The sequence below is a fragment of the Pseudomonas sp. R1-7 genome, assembly GCF_051132105.1.
In the GTDB taxonomy this organism is placed as follows: Bacteria; Pseudomonadota; Gammaproteobacteria; order Pseudomonadales; family Pseudomonadaceae; genus Aquipseudomonas.
On record NZ_CP071661.1, the window covers coordinates 1024823 to 1042159 of the forward strand.

Annotated in this window: 15 protein-coding genes; 8 read left to right on the forward strand and 7 right to left on the reverse strand. The window is 63.2% G+C overall.

The genetic code is table 11. The features are described from left to right. Positions 1–61: 61 nt before the first annotated feature. From J3P79_RS04465 to gatC, 6 genes are all read right to left on the reverse strand, one after another. On the reverse strand, positions 62–442 hold the full coding sequence (locus tag J3P79_RS04465) for a carboxymuconolactone decarboxylase family protein (RefSeq protein WP_076383558.1): 381 nt from the start codon (positions 440–442) through the stop codon (positions 62–64). Further along, on the reverse strand, positions 439–1500 hold the full coding sequence (locus tag J3P79_RS04470) for a calcium/sodium antiporter (RefSeq protein WP_434611351.1): 1062 nt from the start codon (positions 1498–1500) through the stop codon (positions 439–441). The genes J3P79_RS04465 and J3P79_RS04470 overlap by 4 nt, the downstream gene beginning before the upstream one ends. A 49-nt stretch (positions 1501–1549) precedes the next feature. Next, positions 1550–1927, reverse strand: a complete 378-nt coding sequence (locus J3P79_RS04475) for a septal ring lytic transglycosylase RlpA family protein (RefSeq protein WP_039592255.1) — start codon at positions 1925–1927, stop codon at positions 1550–1552. A 106-nt stretch (positions 1928–2033) separates the two neighbouring features. Then, positions 2034–3479 (reverse strand): Asp-tRNA(Asn)/Glu-tRNA(Gln) amidotransferase subunit GatB, encoded by a 1446-nt coding sequence (gene gatB, locus J3P79_RS04480; RefSeq protein ID WP_181287587.1) that lies wholly within the window; start codon positions 3477–3479, stop codon positions 2034–2036. A gap of 10 nt (positions 3480–3489) precedes the next feature. Next, positions 3490–4941, reverse strand: coding sequence for an Asp-tRNA(Asn)/Glu-tRNA(Gln) amidotransferase subunit GatA (gene gatA / locus J3P79_RS04485; RefSeq protein ID WP_434608466.1), 1452 nt, complete (start codon positions 4939–4941; stop codon positions 3490–3492). Positions 4942–4957: 16 nt separating this feature from the next. Further along, positions 4958–5245, reverse strand: a complete 288-nt coding sequence (gatC, locus tag J3P79_RS04490) for an Asp-tRNA(Asn)/Glu-tRNA(Gln) amidotransferase subunit GatC (protein WP_434608468.1) — start codon at positions 5243–5245, stop codon at positions 4958–4960. Between the two features lie 214 nt (positions 5246–5459). On the opposite strand from gatC, the gene mreB reads away from it, so the two are divergent. From mreB to tldD, 8 genes are all read left to right on the forward strand, one after another. Continuing rightward, on the forward strand, positions 5460–6497 hold the full coding sequence (mreB, locus tag J3P79_RS04495) for a rod shape-determining protein MreB (protein WP_002555108.1): 1038 nt from the start codon (positions 5460–5462) through the stop codon (positions 6495–6497). Between the two features lie 189 nt (positions 6498–6686). After that, positions 6687–7781, forward strand: a complete 1095-nt coding sequence (gene mreC, locus J3P79_RS04500) for a rod shape-determining protein MreC (protein WP_434611353.1) — start codon at positions 6687–6689, stop codon at positions 7779–7781. Further along, positions 7778–8266, forward strand: a complete 489-nt coding sequence (gene mreD / locus J3P79_RS04505; protein ID WP_030139842.1) for a rod shape-determining protein MreD — start codon at positions 7778–7780, stop codon at positions 8264–8266. The genes mreC and mreD overlap by 4 nt, the downstream gene beginning before the upstream one ends. Before the next feature lie 43 nt (positions 8267–8309). Next, positions 8310–8906, forward strand: a complete 597-nt coding sequence (locus tag J3P79_RS04510) for a Maf family protein (protein ID WP_434608470.1) — start codon at positions 8310–8312, stop codon at positions 8904–8906. A gap of 56 nt (positions 8907–8962) precedes the next feature. Further along, the gene (gene rng / locus J3P79_RS04515) at positions 8963–10420 is read left to right on the forward strand and encodes a ribonuclease G (protein ID WP_039592249.1); all 1458 of its coding nucleotides are present in this window, start codon (positions 8963–8965) and stop codon (positions 10418–10420) included. Between the two features lie 60 nt (positions 10421–10480). Beyond that, positions 10481–14284 (forward strand): YhdP family protein, encoded by a 3804-nt coding sequence (locus J3P79_RS04520; protein ID WP_434608472.1) that lies wholly within the window; start codon positions 10481–10483, stop codon positions 14282–14284. A 137-nt stretch (positions 14285–14421) separates the two neighbouring features. Beyond that, complete coding sequence (locus J3P79_RS04525; RefSeq protein ID WP_434608474.1) at positions 14422–15285, forward strand: carbon-nitrogen hydrolase family protein; 864 nt, start codon at positions 14422–14424, stop codon at positions 15283–15285. Between the two features lie 5 nt (positions 15286–15290). Next, a complete protein-coding gene (gene tldD, locus J3P79_RS04530; protein ID WP_003197828.1) occupies positions 15291–16733 on the forward strand; it encodes a metalloprotease TldD in 1443 nt (480 codons plus the stop codon). A 44-nt stretch (positions 16734–16777) separates the two neighbouring features. Here the strand turns inward: tldD and yjgA are convergent, their stop codons facing one another. After that, positions 16778–17302 carry a ribosome biogenesis factor YjgA gene (gene yjgA, locus J3P79_RS04535; protein WP_014336624.1) on the reverse strand — a complete coding sequence of 175 codons (525 nt, stop codon included), beginning with the start codon at positions 17300–17302 and terminating at the stop codon, positions 16778–16780. Positions 17303–17337: the final 35 nt, after the last annotated feature.

A 17337-nucleotide genomic window follows, 5' to 3' on the forward strand; every position in this document is an offset into this window, starting at 1 on the left:
TCCCACAGGTGTATCGCAATCATCTGTGGGAGCGAGCTTGCTCGCGATAGCGACCCAACGATCACTCAGATTTCTGGTAACTATCGATCACTTCCTGCGCCGCCCGAAACGCATCGATTGCCGCCGGTACGCCGGCATACACCGCGCAATGCAGCAACGCCTCGCGAATCTCTTCCACCGTGCAGCCATTGTTCAGCGCACCGCGCACATGGCCCTTGAGTTCTTGAGGACACTTGAGCGCGGTAAGGGCGGCCAGGGTGATCAAGCTGCGGGTCTTCAGCGGCAGGCCTTCGCGGCTCCAGACGCTGCCCCAGGCGTGTTCATTGACGAAATCCTGCAACGGCTGGGTGAATTCGGTGGCGTTGCCCAGGGCGCGGTCGACGAACGCGTCGCCCATGACCTGGCGACGCATGTCGAGGCCGGTCTTTGGAGTGTCGGTCATGGCAAATCCCTCTTGTGGTGTTGGCGGCGCCAGGCGCGCACCGAGGTGAACAGCAAGAATGCGAGCAGGGCCGGGAGCACGTAGAACAACATCAATCGTTCAAGCTGGCCGGCCAGCGGCATGCCTGTGGTGAACGACACCACGTGCAGCCCGTAGGCCGTGTACAAGCCCAGCAACAACAGGCCTTCTGCGCGGGTGACGCGGTAGCCGGAATAGAACACCGGCAGGCACAGCACCGCCACGCCGAGCATTACCGGCAGGTCGAAGTCCAGGGCATTGGGCGAGACCGACAGTGGTGTGGGGGCGGCCAGGGCGGTCACGCCGAGCACGCCCAGCAGGTTGAACAGGTTGCTGCCGATCACGTTGCCCACGGCGATGTCCCGCTGGCCCCGCAAGGCGGCGATCAACGACGTGGCAAGCTCCGGTAGCGAGGTGCTGACGGCGACGATGGTCAGGCCAATGATGCGCTCGGACAGCCCCAGGTCCGTCGCCACTTCCACCGCCGCGCCCAATAGCAGGTGCCCGGCGAAAATCAGCATCGCCAGGCCCGACACGATCATCACCAGGCTCTTGGGCCAGGGCATTCGGGCCACGTCGCCCTGCAGCGGGTTCGGACGCGCCGAATGCCGCGACTGACGCAGCAACAAGCCCAGGTACACCGCGAGGGCCATCAGCAACAGGACGCCGTCGAGTCGAGTCAGTTCCTCGTTCCAGGCCAGCACGAACACCAGCAGGCTGGCGCCGATCATCAGCGGGATGTCCAAACGCACCAATTGGCGCGAGACGCGCAGCGGAATGATCAGCGCCGACAGCCCGAGGGTAACGAGGATGTTGAAGATGCTGCTGCCGATCACGCTGCCCACGGCGATGTCGGCGTTCTGCGCCAGCGTCGCTTGCAGGCTGACGGCCATCTGCGGCGCGCTGCTGCCGAACGCGACGACGGTCAGGCCGATGATCAAGGGACGGACCTGCAAGCGTGCCGCCAGGCCGACGGCGGCGCGTACCAGCAGTTCGGCGCCTGCGATCAGCAACAGCAGGGCACCGAACAGTTCGATCAGGCTGAGCAGCGGTAAAGCGTTGATCAGGGAAATGGCCGGGCTCCGTCTATCAATCGTCGAGGGCTTGCACACGCACCCGTGCGGTGCCGCTGCGCAACATGCCCAGTTGCTCGGCGGCTTCACGGGACACGTCGATCAAACGGCCACGAGTATACGGGCCGCGGTCGTTGATGCGGACCACGACGCTGTCGTTGTTTTTCAAGTTGGTGACTTTCACCCGGGTGCCAAATGGCAACTGGCGATGCGCGGCCGTCAGGCCATGCTGGTCGAAACGCTCGCCGCTGGCGGTGCGCTTGCCATGGTGTCTTGCGCCGTAATAGGAGGCGACGCCAGTCTGGTCGTAGCCGTGTGGATCGACCGTCCCGCTCTGGCTGGCGCAACCGGCCAGCAGGGACAGCAGGGCGCAGGCGCCGAGGAGACGCTTCATCAAGGAATTTCCCACATTTGTGTGGTTGTGAAACTTATTGTGGCGAGGGAGCTTGCTCCCTCGCCACGGGGGATCGAGCCAGACCGCAAGACTGGCTCCATGGCCATCAGCCTTCGAGCTTGCTTTTCAGCAATTCGTTGACCTGTTGCGGGTTGGCCTTGCCTTTCGAGGCTTTCATGGCCTGGCCGACGAAGAAACCGAACATCTTGCCGCGCTTGGCTTCGTCTGCCGCACGGTACTGTTCGACCTGCTCGGCATTGGCCGCGAGCATTTCATCGAGCACGGCGCTGATCGCACCGGTGTCGGTGACCTGCTTCAAGCCGCGCTTCTCGATGATCTCGTCGGCACTGCCTTCGCCATTGGCCATGGCTTCGAACACCATCTTGGCGATCTTGCCGGAGATGGTGTTGTCTTTGATCCGCAGCAGCATGCCGCCCAGTTGCTCGGCAGAGACCGGCGACTCGTCGATTTCCAGCCCCTGCTTGTTCAACAGGCTGCCCAACTCGACCATCACCCAGTTGGCCGCCAGCTTGGCGTCGCCACCGATGCTCACGACTTTTTCGAAATAATCGGCCTGTTCACGGCTGGTGGCCAGGACGTTGGCGTCATAGCTCGACAGCCCGAACTGCGCCTGGAAGCGCTCGCGTTTCTGCGGCGGCAGTTCCGGCAGGGTGGCGCGTACTTCATCAAGGAACGAGTTCTCGATGACCACCGGCAGCAGGTCCGGGTCGGGGAAGTAACGGTAGTCGTTGGCTTCTTCCTTGCTGCGCATCGGACGGGTCTCGTCCTTGTTCGGGTCGTACAGGCGGGTCTGCTGGATGACCTTGCCGCCGTCCTCGATCAGTTCGATCTGGCGCTGGATCTCGCTGTTGATCGCCTTCTCGATGAAGCGGAACGAGTTGACGTTCTTGATCTCGCAACGGGTGCCGAACTCGGCCTGGCCTTTCGGACGGATCGACACGTTGCAGTCGCAGCGCAGCGAGCCTTCGGCCATGTTGCCGTCGCAGATGCCCAGGTAGCGCACCAGAGCGTGGATCGCCTTGACATAGGCCACGGCTTCCTTGGCGCTGCGCATGTCCGGCTCGGAGACGATCTCCAGCAGCGGCGTGCCGGCACGGTTCAGGTCGATGCCGGTGGCACCGTTGAATTCTTCGTGCAGGCTCTTGCCGGCGTCTTCTTCCAGGTGCGCGCGGGTGATGCCGACGCGCTTGACCGTGCCATCTTCCAAGGCGATGTCCAGGTGGCCCTTGCCGACGATCGGCAGCTCCATCTGGCTGATCTGATAGCCCTTGGGCAGGTCCGGGTAGAAGTAGTTCTTGCGGGCGAACACGTTGTGCTGGCCGATCTCGGCATCGATCGCCAGGCCGAACATCACCGCCATGCGCACCGCTTCGGCGTTGAGCACCGGCAGCACGCCGGGCATGCCCAGGTCAACGAGGCTGGCCTGGGTGTTGGGCTCGGAACCGAAAGTGGTCGAGCTACCGGAAAAGATTTTCGACCGGGTGGTGAGCTGGGTATGAATCTCCAGCCCGATCACGACTTCCCATTGCATGTGTTTCTCCTCAGAAGCCGGTTGGGGTGCGGGTGTGCCAATCAGTGTTCAGCTGGTACTGATGAGCGACATTGAGCAGGCGGCCTTCCTGGAAATACGGCGCGAGCAGCTGCACGCCCACCGGCAGGCCATCGACGAAACCGGCCGGCATGGACAGGCCCGGCAAGCCGGCGAGGTTGGCGGTGATGGTGTAGACGTCTTCCAGGTACTCGGCGACCGGGTCGCTGTTCTTGGCGCCGAGTTTCCAGGCCGGGTTCGGCGTGGTCGGGCCGAGGATGATGTCGACTTCGTTGAAGGCGGCCATGAAGTCGTTCTTCACCAGGCGGCGGATTTTCTGCGCCTTGAGGTAATAGGCATCGTAGTAACCGGCGGACAGCGCGTAAGCGCCGACCATGATCCGGCGTTGCACTTCGGCGCCGAAGCCTTCGCCACGGGAGCGCTTGTACAGGTCGACCAGGTTTTCCGGGTTCTCGCAGCGATAGCCGAAGCGCACGCCGTCGAAACGCGACAGGTTCGAGGAGGCTTCCGCCGGAGCGATCACGTAGTACGCCGGGATCGCGTGCTGCATGTTCGGCAGGCTGATTTCCTTGATGACCGCGCCGAGCTTCTCCAGCTCCTTGACGCTGCTGTGGATCAGCTCGGCGATGCGAGGGTCGAGGCCGGCGCTGAAGTACTCCTTTGGCACGCCGATGCGCAGGCCTTGCAGCGAGCCGTTGAGACTGGCGCTGTAGTCCGGCACGGGCTCATCGATGCTGGTGGAATCGTTCGGGTCGAAACCGGCCATGCCTTGCAGCAGGATCGCGCAGTCTTCGGCGGTGCGGGCCAGGGGGCCGCCCTGGTCGAGGCTGGAGGCGTAGGCGATCATGCCCCAGCGCGAGACGCGACCGTAGGTCGGTTTCAGGCCCGTGAGGTTGGTGAACGCTGCCGGCTGGCGGATCGAACCACCGGTGTCGGTGGCGGTGGCGGCCGGCAACAGGCGCGCGGCCACGGCGGCGGCGGAACCGCCGGACGAGCCGCCCGGCACATGTTCAAGGTTCCAGGGGTTTTTCACCGCGCCGTAGTGGCTCGACTCGTTGGCCGAACCCATGGCGAATTCGTCCATATTGGTCTTGCCCAGGGTCACGGTGCCGGCGGCGGCCAGCTTGGCGACCACGGTGGCGTCGTATGGGGCCTTGAAGTTGTCGAGCATCTTCGAGCCGCAACTGGTGCGGATGCCCTGGGTGCAGAACAGGTCCTTGTGGGCAATCGGCGCGCCGAGCAGGGCGCCGCTCTCACCGTTTGCGCGACGGGCATCGGCGGTCTTGGCCTGGCTCAGGGCCAGTTCTTCGGTGAGGCTGATGAAGCTGTTGAGCTGCGGATCGAGCTGGGCGATGCGCGCCAGCAAGGCCTTGGTCAGCTCTTCGGAGGAAAACTTTTTGTCGGCGAGTCCGCGGGCGATCTCGGCCAGTGTCATGTGATGCATGAGAGGCTCTTTCCCTTTAGTCGATGACTTTCGGAACCAGGTACAGGCCGTTTTCGACCGCTGGTGCGATGGACTGGTAGGCCTCGCGGTGATTGGACTCGGTCACGACGTCGGCGCGCAGGCGCTGGCTGGCTTCCAGTGGGTGGGCCAGCGGCTCGGTACCGTCGGTATCGACCGCTTGCATCTCGTCGACCAGCCCCAGAATGCTGTTCAGGGCAGAAGTGATGTGTGGAAGATCGGCTTCATTGAGGCCCAGGCAGGCCAGATGAGCGATTTTTTCCACGTCGGAGCGTTCAAGCGCCATGGGATTCTCCAGTGGAAAACAAAACGGACGCAGTCTGTCCGTGTGTTAGATTGTCGGAACACTACCGCATTTCTACGGCCCTACGGCCGCGATCTCGGTGTTTGGTGCACAGAAAAGCGGCCAATTTAACATATTGGCGCCTTGCCCAAAATCCCTGTCGTTGTTAGAGTTTGCCGCACTTTTTTACCCACGCGTTGCCTAGGGTCCCTTTCCCATGTTCAAGAAACTGCGTGGCATGTTTTCCAGCGATCTATCCATCGACCTGGGCACTGCCAACACCCTTATTTACGTGCGCGAGCGCGGTATCGTCCTGAATGAACCCTCGGTCGTGGCCATCCGCACCCACGGTAACCAGAAAAGTGTCGTGGCTGTCGGTACGGAAGCCAAGCGCATGCTGGGCCGTACGCCGGGCAACATTGCAGCCATTCGCCCAATGAAGGACGGCGTGATCGCCGACTTCAGCGTCTGCGAAAAGATGCTGCAGTACTTCATCAACAAGGTCCACGAAAACAGTTTCCTGCAGCCCAGCCCTCGCGTGCTGATCTGCGTGCCATGCAAGTCCACCCAGGTGGAACGTCGCGCCATCCGTGAATCGGCCCTTGGTGCCGGTGCCCGTGAAGTGTTCCTGATCGAAGAGCCAATGGCCGCTGCCATCGGTGCCGGCCTGCCGGTGGAAGAGGCCCGCGGTTCGATGGTCGTGGACATTGGTGGCGGTACCACCGAAATCGCCTTGATCTCCCTCAACGGTGTGGTCTACGCCGAATCCGTGCGTGTGGGCGGCGACCGTTTCGACGAAGCGATCATCACCTATGTGCGCCGCAACTACGGCAGCCTGATCGGCGAATCCACCGCCGAGCGCATCAAGCAGGAAATCGGCACGGCCTACCCGGGCGGTGAAGTGCGCGAAGTCGATGTCCGCGGTCGCAACCTGGCTGAAGGCGTTCCACGCGCGTTCACGCTCAACTCCAACGAGGTGCTCGAAGCGCTGCAGGAATCGCTGGCGACCATCGTCCAGGCGGTCAAGAGCGCCCTGGAGCAGTCGCCGCCGGAGCTGGCGTCGGACATCGCCGAGCGCGGCCTGGTGCTGACCGGTGGTGGGGCGCTGCTGCGTGATCTCGACAAGCTGCTGGCCCAGGAAACCGGCCTGCCGGTGATCGTTGCCGAAGACCCGTTGACCTGCGTGGCCCGCGGCGGTGGCCGTGCGCTGGAAATGATGGACAAGCACACCATGGACCTGCTCTCCAGCGAATAAGTCTGGCGCAGTGGTCTATGTTGTTCGCTCCCGGGCAGCACTTTGCAGTGCTGCCCGTTGGCGTTTATCTTCTGTCATTCGTATCCAGGCCGGTTTGATGCCGTATGAATAAAGAAAACATTTGCCTGGGAGGAGCGGCCTATTAAACCGCTTTTTGCCAAAGGCCCCTCATTGGGTGTACGCCTGCTGGTGCTGGCCGTGCTGTCGGTTGCGCTGATGGTGGTGGATGCCCGCTTCACACTGCTCAAGCCAGTGCGCAGCCAGATTTCCCTGGTATTGATGGAGTCCTACTGGATCACCGATCTGCCGCAACGGTTGTGGCAGGGTGTGGCCAGCCAGTTTGGCAGCCGGACCGAACTGGTCGCCGAAAACGAAAAACTCAAGACCGAAAACCTGCTGCTGCAGGGGCGCATGCAGAAGCTGGCGGCGCTCACCGAGCAGAACGTGCGGCTGCGCGAGTTGCTCAACTCCTCCGCCTTGGTCAATGAGAAGGTCGAAGTGGCCGAGCTGATCGGCATGGACCCCAACCCGTTCACCCACCGCATCATCATCAACAAGGGCGAACGCGACGGCGTGGTCCTCGGCCAACCGGTGCTCGACGCCCGGGGCCTGATGGGGCAGGTGGTGGAATTGATGCCGTACACGTCCCGTGTGCTGTTGCTGACCGATACCACCCACAGCATTCCAGTGCAGGTCAACCGCAATGGCCTGCGGGCGATTGCCAGCGGCACCGGCAACCCGGAGCGCCTGGAGCTGCGTCACGTGGCCGATACCGCCGACATCAAGGAAGGCGACTTGCTGGTCAGTTCCGGCCTCGGCCAGCGGTTCCCGGCCGGTTATCCGGTGGCGACGGTCAAGGAAGTCATCCATGATTCCGGCCAGCCGTTCGCGATCGTGCGGGCAGTGCCGACGGCTGCTTTGAACCGCAGTCGCTACCTGTTGCTGGTGTTCAGTGACAACCGCACGCCTGAAGAGCGCGCCAACGATGCCGCCGTGGCCCAGGAAGCCCAGGACCGCCAGGGTGGCGAATCGCCCGCTCCGGCCACACCTGCACCTGCACCGGCACCGGCCGCTGTGCCCAAGCCCCAGGCGACAACGCCTGCTGCGGTGACCCCGGCAACAGCGGCTCCGGTCGCACCCGCCACGACTCCAGCCCGCCCAGCCGCCCAGCAGCCCGCGGCCCAGCCTGCCAGGCCTGCCGCCCAACCTGCCAGGCCCGCGACCAAACCGCCGGCCCCGGCGCCCGCCGCTACGCCCGCCACCAGGGGAGCACGAGAAGAATGAGCAGTACTCGATCCGGTAACGGCTGGATGGTTTGGCTGACCTTCGCCATAGGCCTGCTGCTCAGCGTTTCACCGCTGCCGCAGTTCATGGAAATCCTGCGCCCGCTATGGCTGGCCTTGCTGCTGGCCTTCTGGGCGTTGGCCTTGCCGCATAAGGTCGGCATGGTCACGGCCTGGTGCCTGGGCTTGGCCGAAGATGTGCTCTACGGCACGTTGCTGGGCCAGAACGCGCTTATCCTGACGTTGATTACGTTCCTGGTGCTGTCGTTGCAACAGCGCCTGCGGATGTTCCCTATGTGGCAGCAGAGCCTGGTGATCCTGGTGATCTTCGGCCTGGCACAACTGGTGCAGCTGTGGCTCAGCGCGCTGACCGGCAACCGCCAGCCGACCCTGGCGCTGGTATTGCCGGCCTTGGTCAGCGCCTTGCTCTGGCCGTGGATAAGCTTCGGTTTGCGTGGCTTGCGGCTGCGTTTCAAAATCAACTGATTCGGTCAGGCATTGGCCCGTACCTTGGAAGGGAGATGTCTTGATGAAACCGCTTTACCTCGCCTCAGGTTCGCCGCGCCGGCGTGAATTGCTCGCGCAGATTGGCGTGCCGTTTACCGCCGTCAGTGCGGACATCGACGAAACTCCCCTCGATCATGAAACCCCGTCGGCCTATGTCGAACGCCTGGCGCGCGGCAAGGCCGAGGCTGGGCTGCGAGCCCTGGAAGGCGGTGTGGAGGGCTGCGTGCTCGGCGCGGATACCGCCGTCGTGCTGGATGGAAGGATTCTCGGCAAGCCGGTGGACCAGGCCGACGCCTTGTCGATGCTCCTGGGCCTGTCCGGTCGCGACCACGACGTACTGACCGCCGTTACCGTGCTGGACGGCCAGCGCTGTGAGACCCGGATGGTTCGCAGCCGGGTGCGCTTTCGCCTGATCACGGAGCAGGAAGCGCTCGCCTATTGGGCCAGCGGCGAACCGCGGGACAAGGCGGGCAGCTATGGTATCCAAGGGCTGGGCGCGGTGTTTGTCGCCGCGCTCGAAGGCAGTTATTCGGCTGTGGTCGGGCTGCCGCTGTGCGAAACCGCAGAATTGCTCGGCCATTTCGGCATACCCTGTTGGCAAACCTTGAGCGCGCGCTGAGCGCCGTCTGACTAGATGCGGCCATAATCGTGAATATGCCTGAACGAGACCCTGCCATGAGTGAAGAGATTCTGATCAACATCACGCCGATGGAATCGCGCGTGGCGGTGGTTGAAAACGGTGTTCTGCAAGAGGTTCATGTCGAGCGTACGCAAAAGCGTGGCATCGTCGGCAATATCTACAAAGGCAAGGTGGTGCGAGTGCTGCCGGGCATGCAGGCCGCGTTCGTCGACATCGGCCTGGACCGCGCGGCGTTCATCCACGCCTCGGAAATCTCCATGCGCGAAGGGCCTGCGGTGGAGAGCATCAGTGCGTTGGTCCACGAGGGCCAGAGCCTGGTGGTGCAGGTCACCAAGGACCCCATTGGCTCCAAGGGCGCGCGTTTGACCACTCAGCTGTCGATTCCATCGCGCTATCTGGTGTACATGCCGCGCACTGCCCACGTCGGCATATCCCTGAAGATCGAAGACGAAGCCGAGCGCGAGCGCTTGAAGCAAGTGGTCAGCGACTGCGTGGAAAAAGAGGGCATCAAGGAAGCCGGCGGCTTCATCCTGCGCACGGCCGCCGAAGGCGCCGGTGCCGATGAGATCCTCATGGACATCCGCTATCTGCGCAGGCTCTGGGACCAGATCGCCGCACAGATCAAGACCATCGCCACCCCTAGCGTGATTTACGAAGACCTGGGCCTGGCGTTGCGTACCCTGCGTGACCTGGTCAGCCCCAAGATCGAGAAGATCCGCATCGATTCCCGGGAAACTTTCCAGAAAACCACTCAATTCGTCGGCGAGCTGATGCCGGAAATCGCCGATCGCCTGGAGCACTACCCTGGCGAGCGACCGATTTTCGACCTGTACGGCGTTGAAGACGAGATCCAGCGCGCCCTTGAACGCAAGGTGCCGCTCAAGTCCGGCGGTTACCTGGTGGTCGATCCAGCCGAGGCGATGAGCACCATCGACGTTAACACCGGTGCTTTTGTCGGCCATCGCAATCTCGAGGAAACCATCTTCAAGACCAATCTTGAAGCGGCGACTGCCATTGCCCGGCAACTACGCCTGCGCAACCTCGGCGGGATCATCATCATCGATTTCATCGACATGGAAGACGAAGAGCACCAGCGCCAGGTGCTGCGGACCCTGGAGAAACAGCTGGAGCGCGATCACGCCAAGACCAACATCATCGGCATCACCGAACTGGGCCTGGTGCAGATGACTCGCAAGCGCACGCGTGAAAGCCTTGAGCAAGTGCTGTGCGAGCCATGCAGCAGTTGCCAGGGCCGAGGCAAGCTCAAGACCCCGGAAACCGTGTGTTACGAAATCTTCCGGGAAATCCTCCGGGAGGCGCGCGCCTACCAGGCGACCGGCTATAGAGTGTTGGCGAACCAGAAAGTGGTGGACCGGCTCCTCGATGAGGAGTCGGGCAACGTCGCGGAGCTGGAAGCCTTTATCGGTCGCACGATTCGTTTCCAGGTCGAGACCATGTATTCCCAAGAACAATACGACGTGGTGTTGCTCTGAAGTCGCAGGTGCAGTGGCGAGGCCGCGCCATCAATGCCTTTGCCAAGGGGGACTGCTGACATGGAGCGTCTGACACGCCTGTTGGCGACACTGACACGCTGGGGGCTGGGCCTGTGCGCGCTGCTGCTGGTGGTGCTGGCCTTGTACGTCAGTCTTGGCCGGGAGTTGGTCCCGCTGGTTGCCGAGTACCGTAGCGAGGTCGAGGCCCGCGCCGGCGAAACGCTGGGCCTGCCGGTTCACGTCGGCAGCCTTGAGGGTGGTTGGGGCGGTTTGGCGCCGATACTCGCTGCGCGCGACGTAGTGGTCGGCGACGGACCCAATGCCCTGCACCTGGATCAGGTGCGCGCCGTGCCCGCAATGTGGGACAGCCTGGTGGCGCGACAGGTGCGCATCGCCCATCTGGAAATCAGCGGCCTGAAGATCAGTCTGAAGGAAGGCGCCGACGGCAAATGGGCCCTGGAAGGCCTGCCGGTGCGGGACGACCAGCCGCTTGATCCGCAGCAACTGCTGGATCGGATGCAAATGGTCTCGAAGCTGTCGGTCCTCGACAGCCAGGTCACCTTGCAGCCGCTGGATCACCCGCCCCTGAGCCTCACCTACGTCGGCCTGAGTCTGCGCACCGGTGTTTCCCGCCAGCGCCTGGACGCCCGGCTGACCCTGCCTGATGGCCAGCCCGTGGCAATCAATCTGCGTACCCGCATCCGCGCCAACGATTGGAAAAATGGCGAGGCCGATGCCTACCTGAGCCTGCCGCAAAGCGATTGGTCCCAATGGCTGCCGAAACGCCTGACCCGGCAGTGGAATTTTTCCGAGATCAAGGCCGGTGGTGAGTTCTGGCTCAGCTGGGCCGCAGGCACGGTGCAAAGCGCAGCCATGCGGTTGAACGCGCCGCAGCTGCAAGGCGCGTATGCCGACCGCAAGCCGGTGCAGATCCACAACCTGGCCCTCAACGGCTATTTCCAGCGCGGCAGCCAAGGATTCGTCGCGACCTTCGACACCCTGGCGATGAGCCTGGGCGAGACCCGCTGGGAATCGCGCCTGCAACTGCAACAGAACGATGCCACCGACCAGGCCGAGGAACGCTGGCACTTGCAGGCCGATCGCCTCGACCTGACGCCGCTCACGCCGCTGCTCAATGCCCTGGCGCCCTTGCCCGAAGGCGTTGCCACCGCAATCGACCGACTCAAGGTGACCGGTGGCTTGCGCAATGTGTTGCTGGACTACCGGCCACAAAACATGGGCGATCAGAAAATCAGCTTTGCCACCAACCTGGATACGGTGGGTTTCAACGCCTATCGCGGGGCCCCGGCGGCGCGCAATGTCTCGGGCAGCCTCAGCGGCGACCTTGGTGGTGGCGAACTGCGCATGGACAGCAAGGATTTTTCCCTGCACCTGGACCCGATCTTCGCCAAGCCCTGGCAATACCTGCAGGCCAACGCCCGGCTGACCTGGAAGCTGGACAAGCAAGGCTTCACCCTGATCGCGCCTTACTTGAAGGTGCTGGGAGAGGAGGGCCGGATTGCCGGCGATTTCCTGATTCGCCTGCATTTCGACCACAGCCAGGAAGACTACATGGACCTGCGGGTCGGCCTGGTGGATGGTGACGGGCGCTACACCGCCAAGTACTTGCCGGCCGTCCTCAGCCCGGCGCTGGATGAGTGGCTGCGCACCGCGATTGTCAAAGGCGCGGTGGATGAGGGTTTTTTCCAGTACCAAGGTTCGCTGAACAAAGGCGCCGAGGACGCGGCCCGCAGCATCAGCCTGTTTTTCAAGGTGCATGACGCCGAGCTGGCGTTCCAGCCCGGCTGGCCTTCGGTCAGCAAGGTCAGCGGCGATGTGTTTGTCGAGGACAGCGGCGTACGCATCTTCGCCAGCCAGGGGCAACTGCTGAATACCCAGGTGAAGGATGTTTCGGTGAACATTCCCCATGTGCCAACCGGGCAGAGTTCCCATCTGCTGCTGGACGGTGGGTTTGCCGGCGGCCTGGGCGATGGATTGAAGATTCTCCAGACCGCGCCCATCGGCACGGCAGAGACATTCGCCGGCTGGGAAGGCGAGGGCGACCTGCAAGGCAGCGTGAAGCTCGATATCCCGCTGGCGAAGGGCGAGCAACCGAAAATCCTCGTGGACTTCGCCACGGACAAGGCGCGGCTCAAACTCAGCGAACCGGCCCTGGAGTTGACGCAGCTCAAGGGCGACTTCCGCTTCGACAGCAGCAAGGGGCTGAGCGGCAAGAACATCGCCGCCCGGGCATTCGACCGCCCCGTGACCGCGCAGATTTTCGCCGAGGGCCGCGCCGGTGCGCTCAACACGCGTGTCACGGCGTCCGGACGGGTCGAGGTGAAAAAACTCACCGACTGGTTGAGCGTGACCCAGCCGCTGCCTGTCTCCGGCGTGGTTCCGTACCAACTGCAAGTGATCCTCGACGGTGCCGACAGTCAACTGTCGATCAATTCCAATCTCAAAGGCGTCGCGGTGGATTTGCCGGCCCCCTTCGGCATGGCTGCGGATGTTGGGCGCGATACCGTGTTCCGCATGACATTGCAGGGGCCGGAGCGGCGTTACTGGGGCAATTACGGCGACCTGGCCAGCTTCACTTATGCCGCGCCGAGCGGTAAAACGGCCGACGGCCGTGGCGAATTGCGGCTGGGCGGGGGCGAGGCGGTACTGCCTGGCGCCAAGGGGCTGCGCTTGCGCGGCACGTTGCCGGAACTGGACGTGAGCCCCTGGCAGGACCTGGTGAGCAAATATGCCGGCCAGGATCCAGGCGGCAGCGCCCGGCAAGTGCTCAGCAGCGCCGACCTGAAAGTTGGCAAGCTCACGGCCATGGGCACGACGCTGGACCAGGCATCGGTGCAACTGGACCGCAAGCCGGACGCCTGGGCCATGCGGCTCGACAGCCAGCAGGCCAAGGGCACCGTCAACCTGCCGGATGCCAAAGCCGCCCCGATCGGTATCAAGCTGGATTATGTGCGTTTGCCTGCGGTTGACCCGACGGTCCAGGCCGATGAAAACGCCCCGGATCCGCTGGCTTCGGTTGATCCAAGCAAGATACCGGCGATGGATATCGCCATCGACCAGTTGTTCCAAGGGCCAGATCTGATCGGAGCCTGGTCGTTGAAGGTGCGTCCGACCGGTAAGGGCGTCGCGTTGAACGACCTGGACATGGGCCTCAAGGGCATGGTCCTCAATGGCAATGGCGCCTGGGAAGGCGCACCGGGCTCGACCAGCAGCTGGTACAAAGGCCGTATCAAGGGCAAGAACCTGGCTGACGTGCTGAAGGGCTGGGGATTCGCCCCCAGCGTGACCAGCCAGGAGTTTCGCCTGGACGTCGATGGCCGCTGGCCTGGTTCACCCGCCTGGGTGGCCACCAAGCGCTTCTCTGGAAGCCTCGATGCATCGCTCAACAAGGGGCAGTTCGTCGAGGTCGAAGGCAGCGCGCAGGCATTGCGGGTATTTGGCCTGCTGAACTTCAATTCCATCGGCCGACGCCTGCGCCTGGATTTCTCCGACCTGTTCGGCAAGGGGCTGAGCTACGACCGGGTCAAGGGTTTGCTGGTGGCGAGCAATGGCGTCTATGTGACACGCGAACCGATCACCTTGACCGGGCCTTCGAGCAATCTGGAGCTCAACGGCACGCTGGACATGGTCACTGACCGGGTCGACGCCAAGCTGCTGGTGACGTTGCCGGTGACCAATAACCTGCCCATCGCCGCGCTGATCGTTGGCGCCCCGGCGGTGGGTGGGGCATTGTTTTTGATCGACAAACTGATCGGTGACCGCGTCGCGCGTTTTGCCAGCGTAAGATACGACGTCAAGGGGCCGTGGAAAGAGCCGAAGATCACCTTCGACAAGCCGTTCTGACGAGTTGGCGCTAATCCCCTGTGGAAGCGGGCTTGCCCGCGAAAGCGTCGGCACAGTCAATATTGATGTGACAGACATACCGCCTTCGCGAGCAAGCCCGCTCCCACAGGTGAGTGATACGAAAAGGGAGGGAGCACATGCCAGTCGCGGTGATTCAAATGGTCAGCCAAAGCGATGTCCTTGCCAACCTGGCCCGTGCCCGTGTGCTGCTGGAGCAGGCGGCGGCTGGCGGTGCGAGACTGGCGGTGTTGCCGGAAAACTTCGCCGCCATGGGGCGGCGGGACATCGCCGACATCGGTCGCGCCGAGGCCTTTGGTCAGGGACCTATCCTGCCCTGGTTGAAACAGGCCGCTCGCGACCTCAAGTTATGGATTGTCGCCGGCACGTTGCCGTTGCCGCCGGTGGACGAGCCCGAAGCCAGGGCTCATGCCTGTTCGTTGCTGGTGGACGACCAGGGCCGGATCGTCGCGCGTTATGACAAGCTGCACCTGTTTGACGTGGACGTGGCGGACAATCGTGGGCGCTACCGCGAATCCGATGACTATGCTTATGGTCGCAACGTGGTGGTTGCCGATACCCCCGTGGGGCGGGTGGGGTTGACGGTCTGTTACGACCTGCGTTTCCCGGAGCTCTATAGCGAGCTGCGGGCAGCCGGGGCCGAACTGATTACCGCGCCTTCCGCATTTACAGCGGTAACCGGCGCCGCCCATTGGGACGTGTTGATTCGCGCCCGGGCCATCGAGACCCAGTGCTATATGCTGGCGGCTGCCCAGGGTGGGATGCATCCGGGGCCAAGGGAAACCTTCGGTCATGCCGCGATTATCGACCCGTGGGGTCGCGTGCTGGCGCAACAGGATCAAGGCGAGGCCGTGCTGCTGGCCGAGCGCGACAGCAGCGAACAGGCGTCCATCCGGGCGCGCATGCCGGTGGCGAGCCATCGGCGCTTTTTCTCGCAGGGCGCCCGACAGCGACCTGCCCAAAACGACGAATTCAAGGCGTAAAACATATGAGCGGGTTGTTGTCCTCAGTCAGTGAACACCTTCTAGCCCCCGGTGGCGTGACCCTCGAAAGCCTGCAAGGCGTGCTGGGCGACCTGGCCGGCCCGGGCATCGATGCCGCCGACCTGTATTTCCAGGGCCAGATTTCCGAGTCCTGGTCGTTGGAAGACGGCATCGTCAAGGAAGGCAGTTTCAACCTCGACCAAGGCGTGGGCGTGCGTGCCCAATCCGGGGAAAAGACCGGTTTTGCCTACAGCAATGCCATCACCCTCGAAGCCCTCGGCGCGGCGGCCCGTGCCGCTCGTTCGATCTCCCGGGCCGGGCAGAACGGCACGGTCCAGGCGTTCAGCAGCCAGGATGTGGCGCAACTCTATGCCCCGGATAATCCGCTGGAAGTCATGAGCCGCGCCGAGAAAGTCGAACTGCTCAAGCGCATCGACGTCGCCACCCGCGCCCTCGACCCGCGTATCCAGCAGGTGTCGGTCAGCATGGCCGGCGTCTGGGAGCGGATACTGGTGGCCTCCACCGATGGCGGCCTGGCGGCGGACGTACGGCCACTGGTGCGCTTCAACGTCAGCGTGATCGTCGAACAGAATGGCCGTCGCGAGCGCGGCGGCCATGGCGGTGGCGGGCGCACCGACTACCGTTACTTCCTCAGTGAAGACCGCGCCATGGGCTACGCCCGCGAAGCGCTGCGCCAGGCGCTGGTCAACCTCGAAGCCATCCCGGCCCCGGCCGGTACGTTGCCAGTGGTGCTCGGGTCCGGCTGGTCCGGGGTGTTGCTGCACGAAGCGGTGGGCCACGGCCTGGAAGGCGATTTCAACCGCAAGGGCAGTTCGGCCTACAGTGGGCGCATGGGCGAAATGGTCGCCTCGAAACTCTGCACCATCGTCGACGACGGCACGCTGGCTGGACGTCGCGGGTCCCTGAGCGTCGACGATGAAGGCACCCCGACCGAGTGCACCACATTGATTGAAAACGGCGTGCTCAAGGGCTACATGCAGGACAAGCTCAACGCCCGGCTCATGGGCGTGGCCCGCACGGGCAATGGTCGCCGCGAATCCTACGCACACCTGCCGATGCCGCGCATGACCAATACCTACATGCTGGGCGGCCAGAGCGATCCGGCGGAAATCATCGCCTCGGTGAAGAAGGGCATCTATTGCGCCAACCTGGGCGGCGGCCAGGTGGACATCACCAGCGGCAAGTTCGTGTTTTCCACCAGCGAGGCCTACCTGATCGAAGACGGCAAGATCACCGCGCCGGTCAAAGGCGCGACCCTTATCGGCAACGGGCCTGAGGCGATGAGCAAGGTGTCGATGGTTGGTAACGACCTGGCGCTGGACAGCGGCGTGGGGACGTGTGGCAAGGACGGGCAATCGGTGCCGGTGGGCGTCGGCCAGCCGACCCTGAAGATCGATGCGATTACCGTGGGTGGCACGGGCGCATGATGGAGCATCGGGTGGAGTGCATGGCCTCCACCCAAGGGCGTGCCTCAGCGCAGGCCGCGTTGAGTCTCGTCCAGCTCACGGATGTATTTGAAGATTTTACGGCTCGAGGCCGGCGGTTTGTTCTGCGCCAGTTCGTGCTGGGCCTGACGGATCAGGGAGCGCAGTTGCTGGCGATCAGCTTCCGGGTAATCGATGACGAATTTTTCCAGGGTGCCGTCATCGCCCGCGATCAAGCGATCGCGCCAGCGTTCCAGGTTGTGGAAGCGCTCGTTGTATTGCCGGGTGGAGGCGTCAAGCTGGTCGAGCAAAACGAGGATGGCGTCAGTGTCCTGGTCGCGCATCAGTTTGCCGATGAATTGCAGGTGCCGTTTACGCGCGATATTCGCGGTGTGCTTGGGCGCATCGGCCAAGGCCCGGCGCAAGGCGTCGGTCAGGGGCAGTTTGGCCAGCAAGTCAGGCTTGAGTGTTGTCAGGCGCTCGCCGAGGTCAACCAGAGCATGCAGCTCGCGTTTGACCTGGGATTTGCTTTTTTCACCCTCGTAGAGGGAGTCGTCGTAAGAATCAACCATGGTGGCAGTCCGCAAAGAAACGCCGCCATGATAAC